Here is a 20303-nt window from a genome sequence, read left to right as displayed (position 1 = left end):
GAACTCACAGACCTCAGTTCAGGATAACCGTCACCGCGCGGCGGTTGCGGGCCCACGAGGCTTGGTCCGAGCCCAGCGCGATTGGGCGTTCCTTGCCGTAGCTGACCGTGTTCAGACGGTCCGGCGAGATACCCAGGCTGACGAGGTAGTTGCGGGCTGCAGTGGCCCGGCGCTCACCCAGAGCGAGGTTGTATTCGCGCGTGCCGCGCTCGTCGGCGTGGCCTTCGATCGTGGCGCGAATGTCGGCATACTGCTGCATGTACTGAGCCTGCTGGCGCAGTGCCGCCTGATCTTCCGGATCGATGTTGTACTGATCGGTGTCGAAGTAGATCGTGTCGCGGCCCTGCATCGCCTGCGCGAAGTGCGCTTGCGAGCCGGGGATCGGTCCGGTCTGCGGCGGCGGACCACTGGGGGTCGGCGTGGTGGTCTGCGGCGGTGGCGGCAGTTCTTCGGGCGCCTTCTTCGAACAGGCCGACAAGGCAAGCGCACTCGCAAGGGTCACGGCGATTGCGGTCTTGTTCATGTCTATTCTCCTCCTTGGATAACTTCTCTTTCGGTGCGACCCGATACGGAAACGTCTGTTGGTATTCAGGGTCAGGACCCTGACCCTATGGCAGGACTGGTCCCCAGGCGGGGTCGGATGCCCCGACTGGAGTATTGAGGCGGCGCTCGTTCCGGCCGGTCAGGTCGACCTGCCAGATCGAGGTTTCGCCGCTGTTCGGCGCCGTGCGGAAGAACTGCACGATGCGCCCGTTGGGAGCCCAGGTCGGCGCCTCGTCCTGCCAATTATTGGTCAGGTAACGCATGCCGCCGCCGGACGGACTCATGACGGCGACGCGGAGGTCGCCGGCAATGTGGGTGAAGGCGATCTGGTCGCCCCGCGGGCTCCATTCGGGCGTCGCCGCGCGGCCTCCGAAGAAGCTGATCCGCCGCTGGTTGCCGCCGTCGGCGTCCATCACATAGATCTGCTGGCTGCCCGAACGGTCGCTTTCGAACACGATCTTCGAGCCATCGGGCGAATAGGAACCACCGATGTCGATGCCCGGGGTGTCGGTTAGCCGCTGGCTGGTGCCGCCTCCGGAGGCCGAGACGCGATAGATGTCGGTGTTGCCGCCCGTGGCCATCGAATAGAGGATCCACTTGCCGTCCGGCGACCAGCGCGGCGCCATCGTCGGGTTCTGGCTTTCGGTCACCAGCGTCTGCCGTCCGGTTCCGATGTCGTAGACGAAGATGCGCGGATAGCCGTTGAGGTAGCTTAGGTAGACGATCTTCGAATAGTCGGGCGAATAGCGCGGCGTGAGCGCCGTTGCCTGGCCGTTGGTGATGAAGCGATGGTTCGCCCCATCCGAATCCATGATCGCCAGGCGCTTGACGCGGTTACCCTTGGGGCCGGTCTCCGCGATATAGGCGATCTTGCTGTCGAAGAACGGGCTCTCGCCGGAGAGGCGCGAATAGACGAGGTCGGCGCACTTGTGTGCGGCGCGGCGCCAGTCGGCTGCTGTGACCACCCAGCCTTCGCGGACGAGCTCCTGCTGCAGTTGCACGTCATAGAGGTAACAGCCGACCGTCAGCCCACCATCCGCATTGGCGCGCACGTAGCCCTGTACGAGCATCTCGGCCGAGCGTCCCTGCCACGCGCCCCAAGTCGGAGCGGTGATCTCCGGATAGGCCGGACGCGGCAGCGCGTCGGGCCCCACCGGGCGGAACAGGCCGTTGTTGCGCAAGTCGTTGTAGACGACGCGTCCAAGCTCGAGTCCAAGCGCGCCAGTTCCCTGCGCGTTGGCGGCCGTGGGCTGGTTGCTGTTGGTGGCGAAGGCCGGGATGGCGATGCCAAGATCCTGCCAGGCGCTTTCGTCGGTGACGGTGCCTACCAGACCTTCGTCTTCAAGGTTGGGTACCTCGACGGGCTGAGCACCCGCAGGAGCCTGGCCGGCATCTTGGGCGAACGCCGGAGCGGCGAGGACACAGAGGCCCACGCTGAGGAAGAGTGTGCGGATGTTCATGGTCCAAGCCTTCTGTCGAACGTCCATGTCAGGCGCTTCCATTTGCTATAAAATTCCTTGGGCAAGTCGAACGGCGCGGCTAGCTGTACCGCCTTGATCGCGCGTTCCGCGTGCAGCGCGGCCTGTGGCCGATTTGAATCGGTGATTCCCGTCTGCCTAACCAGCTGGGGTCTGCCCTTCAGGCTGCCATCCTCGTTGAGTTCCCAGACGAGAACCGTGACGAGTTTCTCCGCATCGAGACCCTGCGGCGCGCTCCAGTTGGGACCGAGTTGGCGGTTGATCGCCTGCTGCAGCGACGCCTGCTCTGCGGCGCCAAAAGCGGCTGCCTGTGTTCCGCGGGTCGCTCCGCTCTGGCTCGCTCCAGCGCCCGCAAGGAAGTCGGAACCGAGCCGGCTTCCGCCCCCACGATTGGCCTGCGTGGGCGCAGTTGTGGGGCGGGCCGAAGGGGCTGCCGACGGGCGCGCCGATGGCGCAGGTGCTGGGCGCGCGGAAGGCGCGGGCGTCGGGCGGGCTGAACTGGTCGGCCGGGGCGAAGGCCGTGCCGTTGGCGTGGGCGCGGGCTTGGGCGTCGGCCTGGCGGTAGGGCGCGGCGTGGGCGGTGGCGGAACCGGCCGCGCTGTCGGCTTGGGCTGAGGCGCGACAACCGGCTCCTGCACCGGCTCAACGACCGGCGCGGGCTCTGGCGCAAGCACGGGCGCGACGGCGGCCTGGACTTCCGGCACGGCATCCGGCGCGGTCGATTCAAGGCTCACCTGGTCAGCCAGGCTGACCGTCATCCGCTCCGGGATCGGCAGCGGCGTGGGGTCGTCCTGCACATTGTAGTACAGTCCCGCGACGAGCGCGATATGGGCCACGGCTGCTATGCCGAGACCGATGCGCTCTTCGCGAGATAGATGTGTAGCTGGCCCCATCATTGCCTGGGCTATGGAGCCTCAACTGAACCTTGGGTGACCAGCGAGATGCTATTGCATCCCGCACGGTTGAGTTCGCCCATCACCGCCATGACGCGGCCATAGTCGAGCGACTTGTCCGCTCGCAGGGTGATCAGCGGCGCGTCGGGACGGCTGCAGTTCACTCGCTCCATCGCTTCGGGGAAGCGGCCTTCCTCAACCGGGGAATCGTCGACGAAGATGAAGCCCTGGCGGTCGATCGAGATCGTGACCTGGTCCGGCTGCTGATCGAGCGCGTTGGCGCGGCTGTCGGGCAGTTCCACCGGCACGCCGCTCGCCAGCATTGGCGCGGTGACCATGAAGATGATCAGCAGCACCAGCATGACGTCGACGAGCGGAGTCACGTTGATCTCCGCCACCGGCGCTCGGCGGCCCGAACGGCCACGGCGGCGCGAGGATGCGTGAAGGCCCATTGCCATCAGGAGCGTTCCAGCTCGCGCCCGATCTGGGCGTGGACCTGGTCGGCGAAACGTTGCAGCCGGGCCTCATAGGCATTCACGCGGTGGCTGAAGCGGTTGTAGGCGATGACGGCGGGGATGGCCGCGAACAAACCGATCGCCGTCGCGAACAACGCTTCCGAAATGCCCGGCGCTACCACGGCGAGCGAAGAGTTCTGCTCCATCCCGATCTGGAAGAAGCTGTTCATGATGCCCCACACCGTGCCGAACAGGCCCACGAAAGGCGCAACCGAACCCGTGGTGGCGAGGAAGTTGAGCCTGTCCGCAAGGGCATCCGCCTCGGTCGCGACCTGGCCTTCCATGATCAGCGCGATACGCGCCTTTGTCCCATCGCGATTGCGCAAGCCGTCCTTGGTCGAGCTGCGCAGTTCTTCGAGCCCAGCCGCGGCCACACGGATAGAAGGGTTGTCCTGCTTCTTCTTTCGCGAAACCAACGCGTCAGGCTGATCTGCATCCCAGAACTCTTCCTCAAACCGGCGGCTCTGACGCCGGACCTTGGAGATACGCAGCGAAAACGAGACAATGATCATCCACACCCAGATGCTCGCCAGCACGAGGCCGGCGATGACGATCTGCACCACGATGTCGGCATCGAGGAACAATTGCACCGGATCGAGCCGTGTTGGCGCAGTGGCAGCTGTGGAAGAGAGGGTCGAAAGCAGGATCATGCAGCGTCTTTCGGGGCAAGTACGGTTTCGAAGGCGGCCCGCCACGGAGCGGGCTGGCGGCGCGGTCGTCCATCAGGGGAGATGAATCCAACCCGAACAGACATTTCCGCGAGCAGGTCTTTCTCTCGCGTCGCCCGCTGGAGCAGGCGTACGCTTGCCGCACCGATCTCGGTTGCGGTCGTTTCGATGATCACCGCATCGTCAAGGCGTGCGGGGGCAAGATAACGGATCGCGAGGTCGGCGACGGCATAGGCCCCCTCCCCGGCTTCGACAGCACCGCGCTGGTCAACCTCGAGCAGCCGGAGCATGTCCGAGCGGGCCCGTTCGAACCAACGCAGATAATTGGCGTGATAGACGATCCCCGAAAGGTCCGTGTCCTCGTAATAGACACGCACCGGGAACAGGTGCTGCGGGCCCTGGAACAGGCCCGAGGGAGGAGGGGGCAGCGTCTTAACCATCGTCCGGGAAGGCCTTAGCCAACCCGCGACTCGGGTTGCAACCTTCGGAGGACTATTCCCGGGTATTCTCCAACGCGGGGTGGCGGACTGTGCCTAGCGCGCGATCATCGGTCCGAGGGGGCGTCCGCCGAAAAGGTGAACGTGGAGATGCGGCACTTCCTGCCCACCATGGGCGCCGACATTGGCCAGCACGCGGTAGCCCGGTTCAACCAAGCCGTTTTCCCGCGCAATGTGCCCTATTGCCCGCACGAACCCGGCGATCTCTTCCGCCGAAGCCTTGGCGGCGAAGTCGTCCCAGCTCACATAGGCGCCCTTGGGCACTACCAGCACATGCACCGGCGCCTGGGGCGCGATGTCGTGGAAGGCGAGAGCCCACTCGTCCTCGTAGACCTTGTTGCACGGGATCTCCCCGCGCAGGATCTTGGCGAAGATGTTCTGGTCATCGTAGGCCAGGGTCGCGTCGATCGGCATCAGGCCCCCCGCGCGGCTTTTTCGGCAAGGCCCGAAGTCCCTTCCCGGCGTTCCAGCTCGTTCAGGACATCGCTGAACGGCACACCCTTTTCCGCGAGCAAGACCAGGAGATGGAACAGCAGGTCGGCGGACTCACCCACGAGGTCCTCGCGGCTGCCGGAGAGGGCGGCGATGACCGTCTCCACGCCTTCTTCCCCAAGCTTACGGGCCATGACCGGCAGTCCCCGAGCCTGGAGGCTGGCAACGTAGCTGCCTTCGTCCGCCGCCGACCGGCGTTCTGCAATCGTGCGTTCGAGGCGGGCCAGAGTGTCCATTGGCGCGGCATGCGCAAGCCGGCCGCTTGCGTCAAGTGAGGCGCTTGGCGCTCAGTCCTGGTCGCTGTCGCGCATCGCCGCCTTGCGACCGATGATGAGGCCGAGGACACCAAGGGCGAACAGGGTGAAATGCGACGCGCCGGAGACCAGTGACGCTTCCTGGGCAGCCACGGCGGGAGCCGCGGCGGTCAGGAGTATAACGAAGAGGAGGAAACGTGAGACCATGCCCCGGCCATGAACGCCGGAGCCGCGTTTGCAACCGCGCCGACGATATATGTCCCGCGCCGGGACCGTCCGCCGATTTGAGGTTAACCCCGCGCCGGTAACCCCGCCGCCCGCAGCGCCGCGTGGGCCTCTGCGATCGTGTAGGTGCCGAAGTGGAAGATCGAGGCCGCGAGCACCGCGCTGGCATGGCCTTCGATGACCCCTTCGACGAGGTGTTGCAGGTTGCCGACCCCGCCGCTGGCGACCACCGGTACCGAGACCGAGTCGGCGATCGCACGGGTCAGCTTGAGGTCGTAGCCGCGCTGGGTTCCATCGCCGTCCATCGACGTCACGAGCAGCTCGCCTGCACCCAGTTTGGCCAGGCGAACGGCATGCTCAATCGCGTCGATCCCGGTCGCGCGCCGGCCGCCGTGGGTGAAAATCTCCCAGTGGTCGTGGCTCCAGCGCGCATCGACCGAGGCGACAATGCACTGGCTGCCGAATCGTTCGGCGATGTCCGAAACCACTTCGGGCCGGGCCACGGCGGCACTGTTCACCGCCACCTTGTCCGCGCCAGCCAGCAGCAGCGCGCGCGCATCCTCGACCGCACGCACCCCGCCGCCAACGGTCAGCGGCATGAAGCAGACCTCGGCGGTGCGGCGAACGATGTCGAGCAACGTTCCGCGCCCTTCGTGGCTGGCGGAGATGTCGAGGAAGCAGAGCTCGTCAGCGCCGGCTTCGTCGTAGGCCTTGGCTTGCTCAACGGGGTCGCCGGCGTCTTTCAGGTCGACGAAGTTGACGCCCTTCACCACGCGGCCATCGGCCACGTCGAGGCACGGGATGACGCGGACGCGGACGGTCATGCAGAATTCCTGACAATCAGGATCGAGGCTAGCCCAAGCAATGTGACACTCATCAACAACTTCACGCCGCAGATGATCCGAAAAGCCGTCGGACGCTCCACCTTGGAGTAAGTACCGAATAGCGTCGTCGCGGACCCCAGGCGGATATTCTTGCGCGCGTCGAGAGCGATCAGGACGGCGGCCACGATCCCTACGATGACGAAGATCATCGCCCTGAGCCCGCCATCGCGATCGCCGCCGCCAGGTCCAGTCGACCGTCGTAGAGCGCCCGCCCCGTGATCACCCCTTCGATGCCCTCGTCCGCATGGAGAGCGAGCATGCGGATGTCGTCGAGACCCTTCACGCCGCCGCTGGCGATGACTGGCAAGTTGGTGCGCCTGGCAAGGTCCACCGTCGCGTCGATGTTGCAGCCGGTGAGAAGGCCGTCGCGGCCGATGTCGGTGAAAAGAAGGCTAGCGACCCCGGCGTCTTCGAACCGTCGGGCCATGTCCTCGACCGGCACGTCGGAGACTTCGGCCCAGCCTTCGGTCGCCACCATCCCGTCGCGAGCGTCCACCGCGACAACGATGCCGCCGGGGAACTCGGCCGCCATGTCCTTCACGAACTGCGGGTCTTTGAGCGCCGCGGTGCCCATGACCACTCGCGCCACGCCAAGGTCGAACCAGCCCTCGACAGCCTCGCGCGTACGGATGCCGCCGCCGAGTTGCACATAACCGGGAAACGCTGCGACAATCGCTTCGACCGCAGAGCGGTTCTCGGCCCGTCCGGCGAAGGAGCCGTCGAGATCGACGACGTGGAGATGTTGCGCCCCCGCCTCCGAGAACAGCATGGCTTGCGCGGCCGGATCGTCACCGTAGACGGTGGCGCGATCCATGTCGCCTTCGGCCAGGCGCACGACCTGACCCTGCTTGAGGTCGATGGCAGGAAATACGATCATCGCCGGCGCGAGTAGTGCGAAAGCTCTACCGGCGCAATCTCCTCCCCAGGGGAGGGGGCTAAGAGGGCGCGAACGCCGATTTGGGCACGTGCGTGACGCGGCATGCCAGGTCCGCCTCCCCGCTCGCCACGATGAAGTGATCCTCCGCCTCGACGATCCCGGTCGAGAAGACCACGTCGTCGAGATACATCTGGTCCTTGATCGGCTCGGTCAGTCCAGCATTCGGCTCGATCAGCGGCGAATGGTTGGTGGCGATGACCTTCCACGGCTCATCGGGATCGAGCAGCGACCAATACGTGCGATAGATGCCGACAAGCTGCTTCGGCTCCACCCCATGCCACAGCGACAACCAACCGCGCGTGCCGGCAACCGTGGTCAGGATCGGCGGCGTACCCCCACCGATCCGCGCGGTCGATGCGGTGCCCGAATGGGGGCGGATGTGCGGCTCTAGGCACGGCATCCAGTGCAACGCGTCGGGACTGGTGGCGAGATTGATCGACGGGCCCGCGTGATAAGGACTGCCCGGCGGATAGGCGAAGAACAGCTGCCCAAGCGGACGCGTTTGCGCCCAGTACTTCCCGCTCACCTTGCCTTCGAAAATCAACATGTCCTTGTTCTGGTGATCGAGGACGATACCCTCGAACTTCCAGTCGAGCGCATTGCGCGAGGAATAAAGCGTGGTCGAGTGCCGCTCCGGGCTGACCGAGCAGGTGGTCATCAGCCAGCGATCGCCGACCTTGCTTATCCGCGCGTCTTCGATCCCGTAGCATTGCCAACTGCCCTGCGGGGCAATCGCCTTGTCATAGTGGTAGCGAACCAGGTCGAGCCCGTCTGCGCTGACCTCTACCGGCAGCAGCCACGAGAGCGAGGTCAGCGCCATGATCGGCCAGCCCTGCCCGTGGAGCATGAACTTGCGCGGGTCCGAGGTGTCGCACAGCCCTAGCGGCCACGCGTCCAGCACGTAGCGCCCTTCGTCCCAGCGGATCGCATGGACCGCGTCGTCGAACACCGGCTTTCGTAGAGCCTCCGCCACCCGCACCATCAGAAGCAGGTTGCCGTTGGGCAGCCGGGTCATGCCCGGATTGAACGCGCCGAGGACGTAAGTCTCGCAGTCGATGTGCCCGGCAAGCGGGCCTCGAGAAAGGTCGATGTCGTTGGGAGTGATGACCAACCGGTCTTCGGCAAATGGCGTTCGGTGCAGGTTCCGATCCGCTTCTGTCATGGGCGCCTCCAATCCAGCGGAGACGCCTCGGATCAGTTGAGGTTCCCTCTCAGAGATCCCATTCGAGGAAGCGGGACAGCAGCCCGAGGCCATAAGCCTGGCTCTTTTCAGGGTGGAACTGGACCCCCACGATATTGTCGCGGGCGACCGCGGCAACGAGGCCGCCACCGTGATCGGTCATCGCCGCTACGTCGTGGCCGTCCTCGGGCCGGAAATGGTAGGAGTGGAGGAAATAGGCTTCGCCCGGCTCGATCAGCGTGGCACCGTTGGGATGAGCCATTGGCGAAACGTCGTTCCAGCCCATGTGCGGGACCTTTATCCCGGGATCGGTGCGTTCGATCAGTCTTACTTCGCCGGGGATCCAGCCCAGGCCGGGGTGCTCCCCGTGCTCGAAGCTGCTCGACGCGAGCAATTGCATTCCCACGCAAATGCCGAGGAAGGGAACGCCGTCCCGCAGTACTCGCTCCTCCAGCGCCTCAACCAGGCCCGGCATGGCCCGCAGGCCATCGGCGCAGGCCTTGAATGAGCCCACACCCGGCAGCACGATCCGCCGGGCGCCAAGCACCAGGTTGGGATCAGCGGTCACAGCCACGTGCTCTGCCCCCGCCGCCTTCAGGGCGTTATGGACCGAGTGAAGGTTGCCGGCGCCGTAATCGATCAGAGCAATGGCTTCAGCCATAAAATCGCGCTTCAGCCCCCGAGCTGCCCCTTGGTCGACGGGATGGCCCCGCCCTTGCGCGGATCGAGCTCGACCGCCTGGCGCATCGCGCGGGCAAAGCCCTTGTAGATCGCCTCGCACACGTGGTGGTTGTTCTGGCCGTAAAGCAGCTGGACATGCAGCGTGATCCCGGCGGCCTGAGCCACCGAATGGAACCAGTGCTCGATCAGCTCGGTATCCCATTCTCCCAGCTTTTCCTGTGTGAAGCGGGCTTTCCACACGAGGTAAGGTCTGCCCGAGATATCGAGCGACACGCGCGCCAACGTCTCGTCCATCGGCGAATAGGCCATGCCGTAGCGGCCGATCCCGGCCTTGTTGCCAAGCGCGTCCGAAAGCGCCTGCCCAAGGGCGATGGCGCTGTCTTCCGTCGTATGATGCTGGTCGATATGCAGGTCGCCCGCGACCTTGAGCGTCACGTCGATCAGGGAATGGCGGCTGAACTGTTCGACCATGTGGTCGAGGAAGCCGATCCCCGTCGACACGTTATAGGTTCCCGTCCCGTCGAGGTTAACCTCTACGGAGATGTCGGTCTCTGCCGTCTTGCGGGCTACACTGCCGGTGCGCATGGGCTGCGCTATACGCGACGAACCGACGCGCGCAAGCATTCGCGCTTGACCCGGCGGCGAGCGCTCGCCACGTAAAAGGGCATGAGTGAAGATACGCCTGACAGCCTGATACCCTACGACGAGATTGTGCAGGAGGCCCTGCGCGCCGTGGTTGGCCGGGTGCTCGGCTCGGTCGAGCGCGGGGGCGGCATGCTTCCGGGCAACCACCACTTCTACATCACCTTCAAGACCGGCGCCCCCGGGGTCAACATTCCCCAGCACCTGAAAGAACGGTTCCCTGACGAGATGACCATCGTCATGCAGAACAAGTTCTGGGACCTGGCCGTCGACGAACACGAGTTCACCGTCGGCCTGAGCTTCAACCAGATTCCGGCCAAGCTGGTCATTCCGTTCGCCGCCATCACCGCCTTCGTGGATCCCGCGGTCGATTTCGGACTCCAGTTCCAGGCCGCCGTCACCGACATCGAGCCCGCCGCGCACGAGGACGCCGAGAACGATACTCCCGACGCGGACGGCAAGCCTGATGCCGCCGCGCCCGACGATGGGTCAAACGTCGTAACGGTCGATTTCGGCCGCAAGAAATAACGCGCGCCGGTTCAAGCCCGCGCAGCCAAGGAGCTGGCGCATGAGCGTGAAGGCACCCAAGGGGATCAAGAGGGCCGCCAGGAAGGCCAAGGGTACCATCGCCAAGGTTCCCGGACCCAGCACCAATCCGGCCACCAACATCCTGATCTGGGATATCGCCACACGCGGCATCGTCATGATTGTCGGCCGCCAGATCGAGAAGGCCATGCTCGGGATGCGCTACGAGCCGGATAAGGCCTCCGACATCGTCAAGGGCCGCACCATGGTGAAGTCGATGACCGCGACTGGTGCCGCGCGGGTCGCGTCGAAATCGATACCGGGACTGCTGGCCGTGACCGGGGCGCTTCTGGCCAAGACCGCATTCGATCGCGGCTACAGCCGCCGGGAAGCGCGCCGGCGTGGTGAAAAGACGCTGTCGGACCAGGCTGCGAAGGCCGAAGACTAACGCCGGACTTGATTTCCCCTCCTCCGCTGCGCCAACAGCGCACATGGCGGATTCGACTTCCCACTCTCCCTCTCACCCTCGTCGCGGGCTGATGCTCATCCTGTCTTCCCCCTCGGGTGCGGGGAAGACCACGATAGCGCGCAAGCTTTTGGCCGAAGACGCCAACCTGCGCATGTCGGTCTCGGTCACCACCCGGCCGATGCGCCCGGGCGAAGTCGACGGGTACGACTACCATTTCACCGACTTGCCTCGCTTCCGTGAGATGGTCGACGCCGACGCCTTCCTCGAATGGGCCGAGGTTTTCGGCAATTGCTACGGCACCCCCCGCGCCCAGATCCGCGAAGGGCTGGAGAGCGGGCACGACTTTCTGTTCGACGTCGATTGGCAGGGCGCCCAGCAACTCTCGCAGCGGGCCGGGGCTGACGTCGTTTCCGTCTTCCTGTTGCCGCCGAGCATTGCCGAACTCGAAGCGCGCTTGCGCTCCCGGGGTACCGACAGTGACGAGGTCATTGCCGGCCGAATGGACAGGGCGCGGGCGGAGATCAGCCATTGGGATGGTTACGATTATGTCGTGGTCAATCACCAGATTGACGGCTGCTTCGAGCGAGTCCGCACCATCCTCGAAGCCGAACGCCTACGGCGTGCGCGGCAGACCGGACTGGTCGACTTCGTTCGCGAACTGACGCGTTAGTTACCCGGCCCTCTTCCAGAAGCCGAGGGCCTTCGCGGCAAGGATCAAAACTCCCGCGACCACCTAACAGCCGCGCCTGTGTCGTCGGGCAGCGTCGCGTAGTGACCGGGATCGGCACGATAGAACAGGCTCACCGCGGCGCTGCCCTCCAGCAGGAATCCTCGCCAGGCCAGTTCGACCAGCAGTTCCCGACCCGTAGGCGAAAGGCCGAGTTCGCGAACGGCATAGCCTGGCAGCAGCGTCTCGTAGCTGTAGCTGCTCGGAAGGAGCAGGTTGAGCGCACCCGCCTCGACCCGGAGCGGTTGCGAGACGCGGAAGCCCAGCGCATCGTCCTCAGCAACGACCGCGCGCCGCTCGAGATCGAAAGACCACGCCGTGCTCGAAATGGGCGAGCCGCGAGCGACCAGCCCGCCCGAATGCACCTTGGTCTGCCCGTGACGCAGGGCCGCGCCCAGCCGCCAGCCGGCCGCAAGCTCCCAGCCGAGCCGAGCATCAAGGAAGATCGTATCCGCGCCTGCCAGGCCGAACGCATCGTGGAACCGACCGCCCAGGAGAGTCCGCTCCTCGGCCAGCAACGAAAGCGCCAGGGAAGCGTCGAGGTCACCGAAGCGCCGGTCGAAAGCGACCGAATAAGTCGAAGCGCCACTTTCGAGCTGCCGTCCGCGCATCTCGTAGGCGCGGCGGATCTCCGCTCCGCTCAGGATTGCGCCGCGCTCGGCAGCAAAGGTCAGCCCCCAGCCGTCCAGCTGCTTTCGCAGCGCGAAAGAGACATCGCTCCGGTTGAGCGAACCGGTGTCGCCGGCTGCTTCCTGGGCAATCATGAACGCGGGTCGATCCTGCCCCTGCAGCTGCGCGACCAGCCCGTTCGCCCCTTCGGCAAAGGCGAAGCCCATGGCCAGGTCGGGGGCGAGGCGGGTGGCGACTCGCGCGGCGAGAACTCTGGCCTGTTCGGCGTCCTCGATGCCGAGATGCAGATCACCCTGCCGTAACCCGAGGTGGGGGTCCGAAGCATCGATCGAAAAGGCCAGCGAAATCTTCGCCGAGCCCAGCGAAATCTGCCTCTGCTGCCCCCCTACGGCGTTGCGGAGTCGTTCGGCGGGCCGGGCGCCGCGCAAGGTCCCTGCGAGGTCGGTTTCGAACGCTCGCCGATATTTATCGAGCACGATCGCCGGAAGCGCGGCAGTGGCAAACGCGTCGCCCATCGCCGAAGCCCCCGCTCCGGTCACGTCGGCCAGCGCGACCGGGGCGCCGCTGCCTGCCAGCGACAGGGTGCCGATGGGCTGGAACGCCTTGGCAATGTCGAGGATACCGCGGCCAAAGACCGCGTCAGTTCCAGGCGCGCCCACATCATACGCCGAACTCAACAGGATCTCGGCAAGCTCGCGCCCCGTCAGGTTGGGAAAGGCCTGCGCCAGCAGGGCCGCGGCGGCCGACACCTGGGGCGTCGAAAAGCTGGTGCCGGACAGAAGATAGGCAGTCCCACTCTCGTAGACGCAGCAGACGTCCTCTCCGAGAGCGGCCATGTAATGGCTGTTCTGCGCACCCGCCTTGTTACTGAAGCTGGACAGGGCTCCGTTGGCGTCCACCGAACCCACGATGATAACCCCGCCAGCGGCCGCGGTGTCGAGCAGCGTGGCGAAGCTTTCGGGCTCGTCCTCTCCGCCGTTCCCAGCCGCCAGGACGATCAGCACCCCGCGGTTGGCGGCCGCGGCGACGGCGTTACGGACTTGCGCCGTGGCGCCGTCCCCTCCGAGCGAGATGTTGATGACCTTGGCTCCGTTGTCGGCGGCATAGGTCACCGCGTCGGCGATGGCGCCATCCGAAAAGAGACAGCCCGAAGCCGAGCCCGAACTTCCCGGTACGCAAGAGCCCACGTCGTCGGTCCGCAAGGCCAATATCGTCGAGTCATAGGCGATCCCGACGACGCCGCTGTCGTTCCGGGCGGCGCTGGCGAAAGTCGCCACCCGCGTGCCGTGATTGTCCGAACCCGAGATATCCCGGCCGGCATTGAGGATGTCCTTGGAGAGCGGCGAAATCCGCCCGGCGAACTCGGGGTTGTCCACGTCGATGCCGGTGTCGACGAACGCGATCGTAACGCCCTTGCCGGTACTCCCGCCGCCCCAGGCCGTGGCCGCGTTATGGGCGACGGGCCCATCCGAGCGCCGGAATTCGGCGGTATTGAATGCCGTGGGCACCGGTTGGGCCGGCGGCAAACCGGAGGCCGGCGTCGGGGTCGGGGCAGGCGCGGGTGTAGGGGTCGGGCTCGGCGCTGGAGTGGGGGACGGAGTTGGCCCCACGATCGGTGGCGGTGTACTGATCGGGCCCCCTCCCGATCCTCCCCCACAGGCTGCGAGGAGTCCGACGGGCGCCAAGACCAAGACCAGTGGAGTTGCTCGAGAAAATTCTTTCGCCACCAACATCTTACCCGCCCAGTGACCCGCCCGGGGACAAGTGGCACCCCGCGTGAAAGTCGTCATCGGGTCGAGAGAATTTGCTATCGCGCCTTGCCCCTCCCCCCTCGCGAAGCTAGCGGCGCAAGCGCAACGGGCCCCGACCCATGGCCCACACAGGAGATACCATGTCCGCCGACCTCGAGAAAGCTATCGCCCAGGCTTGGGAAGACCGTGCCAATGTCACGCCGGCCAGCAGCCAGGTGCGCGAGCCGGTCGAGGCCGCGCTCGAGTTGCTCGACAGCGGCAAGGCCCGCGTGGCGGAGCCCGACGGTGAAGGCGGCTGGCGCGTCAACCAGTGGTTGAAGCAAGCGGTTCTGCTGTCCTTCCGCCTCAACGACAACCATCTCATCGAAGGCGGCGCGGCCGGAGCCCCTGCGTTCGACAAGGTGCCGAGCAAGTTCGACGGCTGGGGCGAGAACCGCTTCCGTGACGCCGGCTTCCGCGTGGTGCCGGGTGCGGTGGCCCGCCGTGGCAGCTATATCGCCAAGGGCGTGGTGCTGATGCCGAGCTTCGTGAACATCGGCGCCTATGTCGACGAAGGCACCATGGTCGATACCTGGGCCACCGTCGGCAGCTGCGCCCAGATCGGCAAGAACGTCCACATCTCCGGCGGTGCAGGCATTGGCGGCGTGCTTGAGCCGCTGCAGGCCGGGCCGGTGATCATCGGCGACGGCGCCTTCATCGGTGCGCGCGCCGAAGTGGCCGAGGGCGTTCGCGTGGGCGAAGGCGCGGTGCTTTCGATGGGCGTCTACCTCGGCGCCTCGACCAAGATCGTCGACCGGGCGACCGGCGAGGTCCACCAGGGCGTGGTGCCGCCCTACGCGGTCGTCGTACCGGGCAACCTGCCGGGCAAGCCGCTACCCGACGGCACCCCGGGCCCGTCGCTCTATTGCGCGGTGATCGTGAAGACCGTCGACGCCCAGACGCGCTCCAAGACCGGGATCAACGAGCTGCTGCGCGACTAGGCGCATGGCCGGGTAGCCGGGCAAGTTCGAGGACTTTCCCGGCCGCCTCCAACGGAACATTCTCTGGCCCGAACCGTAGTTTCCCGGTGGTCCCGCTCGCGTGCGGGCGGAACGGGAGGCCGTGAATGGCTAACGAGCAAGACGAAATCCACGCCGAGACCGATGCCGCACGGGCAGGGTCGACGCCGCACATCGTCCGCTGGATCCTGATTCTGAGCCTTTTCGCAGCGATAGTGTTGCTCTCGCTAATCTGGATTACCGGCGCCGCCACCCGTGGCCCAGGCCCGCAGAACGTCGAATACTCAGAGGCCGCTCAGGGTAGCTCGACCGAAAGTATAGTGAGCGATAACGCCGACAAGCTGCAAGCGCCGAAGGCGGGCGACGTCGGCTCAGCCCCGCTTCCCACCGTCGAGAACCAGGCGGAACCCGCCCCTTCACCGACAGCCAATACCGGCAACTGACCCCGGGAGCCCCTCCAGCCCTAGGCGCCCGCAGCAGCGGCCGGCCGAGGTTCGGCCATCTTGCGCATGACCTGCGAAGCAATATCCAGAATCTGTAGCTGGGTGGCATACTTGGCCACGACAGAGCCGTCTTCGGCCAACGCATCGGCCAGCGCCTCGATCGCGACGGCGACGTTCATCAAGTCCGTACCCGTGATCGGCGTCGGTTCGAGATCCGTCCGCGGCTCAGGCTTGGTGTCGACCCTGCCCTCCTTCACTTCGTGAACTATCCGGTCCACATCCTGCTGCGTTGTGCCGCTTCCAGCGGGGAGCCAATCGGAGACCTGGACTTCGCGATCGAAGCACATGCCGGCCTTCCGGGGCTGGCGCCAGACGACTTTGCCGGAGACGCTCAGACCAGAGCGCACCAGCTTCAAGTGTTCCCCGATATTGGGAAGCGACTCACCTTCGATGAGGGCCCCGCCGGCCGACATGTTCCTGATCTTGATGGGTCCAGAGGCCGAAGTAGTGGCCATGGTGGCGAGCACGAACATACTGGTTCGCGAATGAGCGCGCTTCCCATCTCGTTGTGCGTCCACGTCTAACGACCTCCCATCACCCGCGTAGGCGATTATGGTAAGCGTCACCTTCTCAATGATATAGGTAAAATCACGTATTCAGCGAGCGACTTGCCCGGGCGAGCCTAGGCCCCGCTTCGCACCAGTACTCCAAATGCTTCATACGGGACGAGTTGTTTCAAATACCGGCCCGGCACTCGTTGTTAAAATAGCAAGTTTATGGCAATATAACCTGAATAGAACGCTGCGATCGGGGAGATGCAAAATGCCCCTGAGGCTCGATGCGATCAAGTTCAACCACGATCCTAACACCGTTCATAACAACGCCATTAATATCCGGCGAAACGGCACGACTTTCGTCACGGTCCCCGAATGGCGGGCCGGTGTCAGCGTCAATGCAGAAGACTCGCCCGCGGCCTACGTCAAGAAAGAAACCGCCGGCCACACGCTGACGATCCAGGCGCGCTTTCGCTGGACCTCCAAGCCTGCCCGCGTGCGAATTCGAGCGATCGACGCGACGATCCGAGGTCATGGACCTTCAGGCTGTCTGGGTTGGCTGCTCCGCTTGTTCCGGGCGCTGTTCGGCAACGTGTTGGGAGAGGTCAAGGCGCGGCATGTCGACTTCAACGGTCCAGGCCTGAGCAGCTGGGAGACGTTCGAACTGCGCAAGACGAGACTGCACAAGGTCGGCGTGGGCATTCGCATCACCTCGTGGCGCTGGCAGTACCGGCGCAAGCGCGGGCCCTGGAAGGATTTCGATACCTCCAACCACCGGATCTACGTGCTGCTCGAAACTCCGACGGCACCCTGGCAGCAGGCTCCCTATGCCTCTTCCAACACCCAGCTTCCCTGGACCGAAGTGCTCGACAAGGCCTGCGGCTGGGCGTTCGGCGCGGTCGACCGGGACACCGCCGCCGGCCAGATCACCCAGATGGTCTACGATCTCGGCCATTCGGTCATAGAGTATGACTGCCCTGGCGGCGGCAGCACGCGCTATGCCTATCCGGACTTCGACTGCACGGCGTTCCTCGAACGGATCGCCGGAGGCCCCGGCCGCGGCCAGTACGTCAACTGCACCGACTGCGCGACGTTCGTCTCCACTTTCGCCAACGCCCTTGGTTGCGATCTCTGGCAATCGCGGATGGGTTGGGGCTTCCAGCTCAATCCCCTGCTCGCGATCGGATCTTCGACCTGGCAGACGGCCTGCGGCTGGTCCGGCTTCAGCTATCACGAAATCCCGTGGAAGGATGCCTGCGGAGCGGCGGACCGCGTCTACGACGCTTGCCTGCAGGTCGATGGCGACGCCGATCCCACAAGCGCCCCGCACACGCCCCTTCTGCCGGCCAACATGGTCTTCGGGACGCCGGGCAGCGGCGACTATCGCGACAAACTCTCGCCCTCGGGCAACTGCGACCCGCAACCCTCGACGCGTGTCCGGCGCAGCGTGTTCTGACTATCGGAGGAGCGCAAATGGTCACGCAGCAATATGAAGCTCTCCGCGAACGGTTCGGGTTCGATGATTGGAAGGGCACCAACCGGCTGGAACAGGATCTTGAGCTGCACGACGTCGCGCTGCCCTGGGACCTGATCCCCGGCCTCGACGCGGGACGGGTGCGGCTGATCGACCCGGGCGACGGCACCCGGCTGCTGCGAGCCTCGTGGACCCCGCCCGACAAGCCCGACGCACTGCTGCTGCTCGACATCCGCGAATGCCCTTCGCGCGAGGCGGCGCACGAGGTGCTGCTCGAACTGCTCGGCAACATGCAGGCCCCCGAAGTGCATCAGCTGCAAGACGCGCCCGGCGACGTGGCGTTCTCCTATGCCGCGGCGGTCGCGCTGACCTTCGCGCGCGGAAACCTTGCGGTCAGCATCGCCAACGGCGGATCGGGAAAGGCCCCTGTCGAACCGATCGCGCGCAAGATCGACGACTGGATCGTCCGCAGCGGATCGGGTTCACCCTTGCCTGCGAACTCGGCTTGAGGGTTTGGGGTGCCATTCACCGCTCCGGCTCCAGCCTGGCATTCCAACTGCGAGGTGGACTGACCGCCTACCGTTTAAGGCTCCACACCCAGGCAGTGCGAAAGGTCCCAGGAACTGCGTTTCCTTGCTCATCCCGGGCAGGATCGTAACGGACACCTTGGAAGCCGTGACAGGCCGCTTTGTCCAAAGAGGCATGACCACTTGAGGTCACGACACTGCAGCGGGTTGGTTTGCCGGACGCATCGACAGCGCATCATCCACCCTCGCAAGGGGGGCTCCGGGCCGGAAGTCGCGGAAAACACTTTCCTACAGGCCCGCCCCTGGTCCAGGGTGATTCCGGCTCTTTCCCAATGTTGGATACTCTTCGTGGACTGTCGCCCAAGCGCGAAAAACTGTCAGCTTGCGACAATGGCAAGAGGCCCAAAGGTTACACTCGTCGATGCAAGTTGGCGGAAATATTGGCGGTTTTCTGCGGAAAATCGGCAAGGTGACACTTTTGCGCAAATGGCGCACGACAGTGTCACCCCGTCACCCCAAAAGCGTCAACTTACTCGCGGATAGCAGACCAAGGATCCTCGACACGTGGCCCGGCTGATTCTGTTCAACAAACCCTATGGCGTGCTGTCGCAGTTCACCGACCGCAGCCTCGATGCGGCTCGCAGAACGCTGTCGGACTTCATCGACCTGCCCGGCGTCTATCCCGCCGGACGGCTCGACCTCGACAGCGAAGGCCTGCTGCTGCTGTGCGACGATGGGCGGCTGCAGGCGCGGATTGCTGATCCCCGCTTCAAGATGCCGAAGACCTACCTCGTCCAAGTCGAAGGGGAGCCGGGCGACGCTAATCTCGACCAGTTGCGCGCGGGGGTCCAGCTGAAGGATGGTCCTACCCGGCCCGCCAAGGCCGACCGCATTCCGGCTCCGGACCTGTGGCCACGCGATCCGCCGATACGGGTTCGCAAGACCATCCCCGACAGCTGGCTCAAGCTGACGATCAGCGAAGGTCGGAACCGCCAGGTCCGCAGGATGACCGCCGCTGTGGGCCACCCGACGCTCAGGCTGGTTCGATGGTCGATCGGCGACTTGACGGTGGAGGGCCTGGCACCGGGCCAGTGGCGGGAGATCGCGGTGTCCTAGGCGCCGGGGCTGCCTCAGTCCTCCTCGTCGAAAGCGACGCTTCCCTGATTGAGCAGGATCGTGATCAGTTCCACCGTGGGCTCGGACGCATCGGGGCCGACTGATACCCGCTCTTGCCCTGCGAGCCGCTCGGCGAAGGAGGTCGTCTCGCCCGCACAGTCGAAGCAGTGGCCGTCGACCGCCAACAGCACCGAACCTGACTCCTGGCGAACGAAGGCAAAGCGGCTGGCGGGATTGCGCAGCAGTTGGGCGGGCTCGGCCAGGATGCGACGCACATCATCGACTGCGAAGGGATCATCGGGCTGCCAGCTGATCTCGGGCCGCTTGGGCGTGGTGCTGTATCCCGCGAACCAGCGTGTGAAGGCGTCGCGATCGAGCATTCGTTCGGCAACCATCCCAAGCAGGTGCTCGATGGCTTCCGGTGAAATCTCGCCGGGATTGTCCTGCGCCGTCAGGTTCGGATCAGAGTAGCGATCGTCATCCTCGAGGTCAGCCGCAACGGCCTCGGCCAGATCGGTGATCAGCTCGGTCCGCGACGGTGCCCGGAACCCGACCGAATAGGTCATGCAGTCGTCGCCGACGGCAATGCCGTTGTGCGCGACACGCGGCGGGACGTAGAGGATGTCGCCAGGCTCAAGCAGCCATTCTTCGGTCGCCTCGAAATTCGCGAGCAGCCGCAAGTCGTCGTGCGACAATAGCTCAGCGTCGGGGCCACACGTCGCGCCCAGTTGCCAGAGGCGCTTGCCAAGACCTTGCACCAGGAACACGTCGTACTGATCGAAATGCGGACCGACCCCACCACCGTCGGTCGCGTAACTGACCATCACGTCATCAACCCGCCAGTTCGGGATGAAGCGAAACGGCTCGAGCAGTGCGGCCACTGAAGGAACGTGGTGGTCGACCGCCTGGACCAACAGCGTCCAGGGCGCCCTGCCCAGCCGGCCGAACTGGCTTTCCGCCAGGGGCCCGTGCTTCAGCTCCCAGTTGTCCGCGGCCAGCGTGACGAGGCGGCTCTCGACCTCGCTTTCGCAAGCCAGCCCGGCGAGCTCGTCAGGCTCGAGCGGGTTGCTCCATGATTTCCAGGGGTTCCTGATCAGGAGCGGCTTCTTCTGCCAGAATTCGCGTAGGAATTGCTGGTGGTCGAATGAGGTCATTTCCATTGGCGCGGGGCTAGCCGTATCTCGGCCAGGCGCAAGGCAA

26 protein-coding genes and 1 pseudogene are annotated in these 20303 nt (G+C 65.2%); 8 read left to right on the top strand and 19 right to left on the bottom strand.

The genetic code is table 11. The annotated features are described in order from the left end of the window. Nucleotides 1-13 precede the first annotated feature (13 nt). The 15 genes from pal to hisB all read right to left on the bottom strand — a co-directional run bounded on the left by pal (nt 14) and on the right by hisB (nt 9832). Nucleotides 14-523 (bottom strand): peptidoglycan-associated lipoprotein Pal, encoded by a 510-nt coding sequence (pal, locus tag KK137_RS00460; protein WP_214533895.1) that lies wholly within the window; start codon nt 521-523, stop codon nt 14-16. An 85-nt stretch (nt 524-608) separates the two neighbouring features. Continuing rightward, nucleotides 609-2003, bottom strand: a complete 1395-nt coding sequence (tolB, locus tag KK137_RS00455) for a Tol-Pal system beta propeller repeat protein TolB (protein ID WP_214533893.1) — start codon at nt 2001-2003, stop codon at nt 609-611. Beyond that, nucleotides 2000-2857: an energy transducer TonB gene (locus tag KK137_RS00450; protein ID WP_338027893.1), complete on the bottom strand. Its 858-nt coding sequence runs from the start codon at nt 2855-2857 to the stop codon at nt 2000-2002. Before KK137_RS00450 ends, tolB begins: the two co-directional genes overlap by 4 nt. Nucleotides 2858-2925: 68 nt before the next feature. After that, nucleotides 2926-3372, bottom strand: coding sequence for an ExbD/TolR family protein (locus tag KK137_RS00445; RefSeq protein ID WP_214533889.1), 447 nt, complete (start codon nt 3370-3372; stop codon nt 2926-2928). Continuing rightward, a complete protein-coding gene (tolQ, locus tag KK137_RS00440; RefSeq protein WP_420829318.1) occupies nt 3372-4076 on the bottom strand; it encodes a protein TolQ in 705 nt (234 codons plus the stop codon). Before tolQ ends, KK137_RS00445 begins: the two co-directional genes overlap by 1 nt. After that, nucleotides 4076-4537: a YbgC/FadM family acyl-CoA thioesterase gene (locus KK137_RS00435; RefSeq protein ID WP_214533885.1), complete on the bottom strand. Its 462-nt coding sequence runs from the start codon at nt 4535-4537 to the stop codon at nt 4076-4078. Before KK137_RS00435 ends, tolQ begins: the two co-directional genes overlap by 1 nt. Nucleotides 4538-4630: 93 nt before the next feature. After that, entirely contained in the window at nt 4631-5008 is a 378-nt protein-coding gene (locus KK137_RS00430; RefSeq protein WP_214533883.1) for a histidine triad nucleotide-binding protein, read from the bottom strand. After that, nucleotides 5008-5322 (bottom strand): phosphoribosyl-ATP diphosphatase, encoded by a 315-nt coding sequence (locus KK137_RS00425; RefSeq protein WP_214533881.1) that lies wholly within the window; start codon nt 5320-5322, stop codon nt 5008-5010. The genes KK137_RS00430 and KK137_RS00425 overlap by 1 nt, the downstream gene beginning before the upstream one ends. 51 nt (nt 5323-5373) lie before the next feature. Further along, nucleotides 5374-5547 (bottom strand): hypothetical protein, encoded by a 174-nt coding sequence (locus KK137_RS00420; RefSeq protein WP_214533879.1) that lies wholly within the window; start codon nt 5545-5547, stop codon nt 5374-5376. A gap of 83 nt (nt 5548-5630) precedes the next feature. Beyond that, complete coding sequence (gene hisF / locus KK137_RS00415) at nt 5631-6389, bottom strand: imidazole glycerol phosphate synthase subunit HisF (protein WP_214533878.1); 759 nt, start codon at nt 6387-6389, stop codon at nt 5631-5633. Then, entirely contained in the window at nt 6386-6598 is a 213-nt protein-coding gene (locus KK137_RS00410; RefSeq protein WP_214533875.1) for a hypothetical protein, read from the bottom strand. The genes hisF and KK137_RS00410 overlap by 4 nt, the downstream gene beginning before the upstream one ends. Further along, nucleotides 6595-7326: a 1-(5-phosphoribosyl)-5-[(5-phosphoribosylamino)methylideneamino]imidazole-4-carboxamide isomerase gene (hisA, locus tag KK137_RS00405; protein ID WP_214533873.1), complete on the bottom strand. Its 732-nt coding sequence runs from the start codon at nt 7324-7326 to the stop codon at nt 6595-6597. The genes KK137_RS00410 and hisA overlap by 4 nt, the downstream gene beginning before the upstream one ends. Before the next feature lie 58 nt (nt 7327-7384). Next, nucleotides 7385-8548: a glycoside hydrolase family 130 protein gene (locus tag KK137_RS00400; protein WP_214533872.1), complete on the bottom strand. Its 1164-nt coding sequence runs from the start codon at nt 8546-8548 to the stop codon at nt 7385-7387. 49 nt (nt 8549-8597) lie between these two features. Continuing rightward, complete coding sequence (hisH, locus tag KK137_RS00395) at nt 8598-9227, bottom strand: imidazole glycerol phosphate synthase subunit HisH (RefSeq protein WP_214533869.1); 630 nt, start codon at nt 9225-9227, stop codon at nt 8598-8600. Nucleotides 9228-9238: 11 nt separating this feature from the next. Beyond that, on the bottom strand, nt 9239-9832 hold the full coding sequence (gene hisB / locus KK137_RS00390) for an imidazoleglycerol-phosphate dehydratase HisB (RefSeq protein WP_214533866.1): 594 nt from the start codon (nt 9830-9832) through the stop codon (nt 9239-9241). 81 nt (nt 9833-9913) lie between these two features. On the opposite strand from hisB, the gene KK137_RS00385 reads away from it, so the two are divergent. Genes KK137_RS00385 through gmk form a run of 3 tightly spaced genes read left to right on the top strand, consistent with a single transcriptional unit; the run spans nt 9914 to nt 11553 of the window. Next, nucleotides 9914-10417 carry an SspB family protein gene (locus tag KK137_RS00385; protein WP_214533864.1) on the top strand — a complete coding sequence of 168 codons (504 nt, stop codon included), beginning with the start codon at nt 9914-9916 and terminating at the stop codon, nt 10415-10417. 40 nt (nt 10418-10457) lie between these two features. Continuing rightward, entirely contained in the window at nt 10458-10862 is a 405-nt protein-coding gene (locus tag KK137_RS00380; protein ID WP_214533862.1) for a hypothetical protein, read from the top strand. 43 nt (nt 10863-10905) lie between these two features. Then, on the top strand, nt 10906-11553 hold the full coding sequence (gmk, locus tag KK137_RS00375; RefSeq protein ID WP_214533861.1) for a guanylate kinase: 648 nt from the start codon (nt 10906-10908) through the stop codon (nt 11551-11553). A gap of 44 nt (nt 11554-11597) precedes the next feature. Here gmk and KK137_RS00370 read toward each other — a convergent pair whose 3' ends face one another. Beyond that, complete coding sequence (locus KK137_RS00370; protein WP_214533860.1) at nt 11598-13748, bottom strand: S8 family serine peptidase; 2151 nt, start codon at nt 13746-13748, stop codon at nt 11598-11600. Nucleotides 13749-14131: 383 nt separating this feature from the next. On the opposite strand from KK137_RS00370, the gene dapD reads away from it, so the two are divergent. Beyond that, on the top strand, nt 14132-14971 hold the full coding sequence (gene dapD / locus KK137_RS00365) for a 2,3,4,5-tetrahydropyridine-2,6-dicarboxylate N-succinyltransferase (RefSeq protein ID WP_214533859.1): 840 nt from the start codon (nt 14132-14134) through the stop codon (nt 14969-14971). Nucleotides 14972-15096: 125 nt separating this feature from the next. Continuing rightward, nucleotides 15097-15432, top strand: a complete 336-nt coding sequence (locus KK137_RS00360) for a hypothetical protein (protein WP_214533858.1) — start codon at nt 15097-15099, stop codon at nt 15430-15432. A 20-nt stretch (nt 15433-15452) separates the two neighbouring features. Here the strand turns inward: KK137_RS00360 and KK137_RS00355 are convergent, their stop codons facing one another. Next, nucleotides 15453-16010 (bottom strand): PilZ domain-containing protein, encoded by a 558-nt coding sequence (locus tag KK137_RS00355; RefSeq protein ID WP_338027889.1) that lies wholly within the window; start codon nt 16008-16010, stop codon nt 15453-15455. Between the two features lie 244 nt (nt 16011-16254). Between KK137_RS00355 and KK137_RS00350 the strand changes: the two genes are divergently transcribed. Continuing rightward, on the top strand, nt 16255-17442 hold the full coding sequence (locus KK137_RS00350; RefSeq protein ID WP_214533856.1) for a hypothetical protein: 1188 nt from the start codon (nt 16255-16257) through the stop codon (nt 17440-17442). 17 nt (nt 17443-17459) lie between these two features. Then, nucleotides 17460-17969, top strand: coding sequence for a hypothetical protein (locus KK137_RS00345; RefSeq protein ID WP_214533855.1), 510 nt, complete (start codon nt 17460-17462; stop codon nt 17967-17969). 67 nt (nt 17970-18036) lie between these two features. On the opposite strand, the pseudogene KK137_RS16865 reads toward KK137_RS00345, so the two are convergent. Next, nucleotides 18037-18207: pseudogene (locus KK137_RS16865) on the bottom strand (TonB family protein); the annotation flags it as partial. 344 nt (nt 18208-18551) lie between these two features. Between KK137_RS16865 and KK137_RS00335 the strand changes: the two are divergent. Then, on the top strand, nt 18552-19103 hold the full coding sequence (locus KK137_RS00335) for a pseudouridine synthase (protein ID WP_214533851.1): 552 nt from the start codon (nt 18552-18554) through the stop codon (nt 19101-19103). A 14-nt stretch (nt 19104-19117) separates the two neighbouring features. On the opposite strand, the gene KK137_RS00330 is transcribed toward KK137_RS00335, so the two are convergent. Continuing rightward, nucleotides 19118-20263, bottom strand: coding sequence for a cupin domain-containing protein (locus tag KK137_RS00330; protein ID WP_214533849.1), 1146 nt, complete (start codon nt 20261-20263; stop codon nt 19118-19120). Nucleotides 20264-20303 lie beyond the last annotated feature (40 nt).

Source organism: Croceibacterium selenioxidans (assembly GCF_018599195.1).
GTDB lineage: Bacteria > Pseudomonadota > Alphaproteobacteria > Sphingomonadales > Sphingomonadaceae > Croceibacterium_A > Croceibacterium_A selenioxidans.
The sequence above is the reverse complement of the archived record's forward strand: the minus strand, read 5'-3'. Positions and strand labels throughout refer to the sequence as shown.

Coding starts and splice junctions, on each gene's coding strand:
- dapD (WP_214533859.1), top strand. CDS start 14,132: ATGTCCGCCGACCTCGAGAAAGCTATCGCCCAGGCTTGGGAAGACCGT.
- KK137_RS00425 (WP_214533881.1), bottom strand. CDS start 5,322: ATGGACACTCTGGCCCGCCTCGAACGCACGATTGCAGAACGCCGGTCG.
- tolB (WP_214533893.1), bottom strand. CDS start 2,003: ATGAACATCCGCACACTCTTCCTCAGCGTGGGCCTCTGTGTCCTCGCC.
- KK137_RS00445 (WP_214533889.1), bottom strand. CDS start 3,372: ATGGCAATGGGCCTTCACGCATCCTCGCGCCGCCGTGGCCGTTCGGGC.
- hisH (WP_214533869.1), bottom strand. CDS start 9,227: ATGGCTGAAGCCATTGCTCTGATCGATTACGGCGCCGGCAACCTTCAC.
- KK137_RS00360 (WP_214533858.1), top strand. CDS start 15,097: ATGGCTAACGAGCAAGACGAAATCCACGCCGAGACCGATGCCGCACGG.
- KK137_RS00400 (WP_214533872.1), bottom strand. CDS start 8,548: ATGACAGAAGCGGATCGGAACCTGCACCGAACGCCATTTGCCGAAGAC.
- hisF (WP_214533878.1), bottom strand. CDS start 6,389: ATGACCGTCCGCGTCCGCGTCATCCCGTGCCTCGACGTGGCCGATGGC.
- KK137_RS00410 (WP_214533875.1), bottom strand. CDS start 6,598: ATGATCTTCGTCATCGTAGGGATCGTGGCCGCCGTCCTGATCGCTCTC.
- hisB (WP_214533866.1), bottom strand. CDS start 9,832: ATGCGCACCGGCAGTGTAGCCCGCAAGACGGCAGAGACCGACATCTCC.
- KK137_RS00430 (WP_214533883.1), bottom strand. CDS start 5,008: ATGCCGATCGACGCGACCCTGGCCTACGATGACCAGAACATCTTCGCC.
- KK137_RS00385 (WP_214533864.1), top strand. CDS start 9,914: ATGAGTGAAGATACGCCTGACAGCCTGATACCCTACGACGAGATTGTG.
- KK137_RS00330 (WP_214533849.1), bottom strand. CDS start 20,263: ATGGAAATGACCTCATTCGACCACCAGCAATTCCTACGCGAATTCTGG.
- hisA (WP_214533873.1), bottom strand. CDS start 7,326: ATGATCGTATTTCCTGCCATCGACCTCAAGCAGGGTCAGGTCGTGCGC.
- KK137_RS00345 (WP_214533855.1), top strand. CDS start 17,460: ATGGTCACGCAGCAATATGAAGCTCTCCGCGAACGGTTCGGGTTCGAT.
- KK137_RS00380 (WP_214533862.1), top strand. CDS start 10,458: ATGAGCGTGAAGGCACCCAAGGGGATCAAGAGGGCCGCCAGGAAGGCC.
- KK137_RS00420 (WP_214533879.1), bottom strand. CDS start 5,547: ATGGTCTCACGTTTCCTCCTCTTCGTTATACTCCTGACCGCCGCGGCT.
- KK137_RS00350 (WP_214533856.1), top strand. CDS start 16,255: ATGCCCCTGAGGCTCGATGCGATCAAGTTCAACCACGATCCTAACACC.
- pal (WP_214533895.1), bottom strand. CDS start 523: ATGAACAAGACCGCAATCGCCGTGACCCTTGCGAGTGCGCTTGCCTTG.
- gmk (WP_214533861.1), top strand. CDS start 10,906: ATGGCGGATTCGACTTCCCACTCTCCCTCTCACCCTCGTCGCGGGCTG.
- KK137_RS00435 (WP_214533885.1), bottom strand. CDS start 4,537: ATGGTTAAGACGCTGCCCCCTCCTCCCTCGGGCCTGTTCCAGGGCCCG.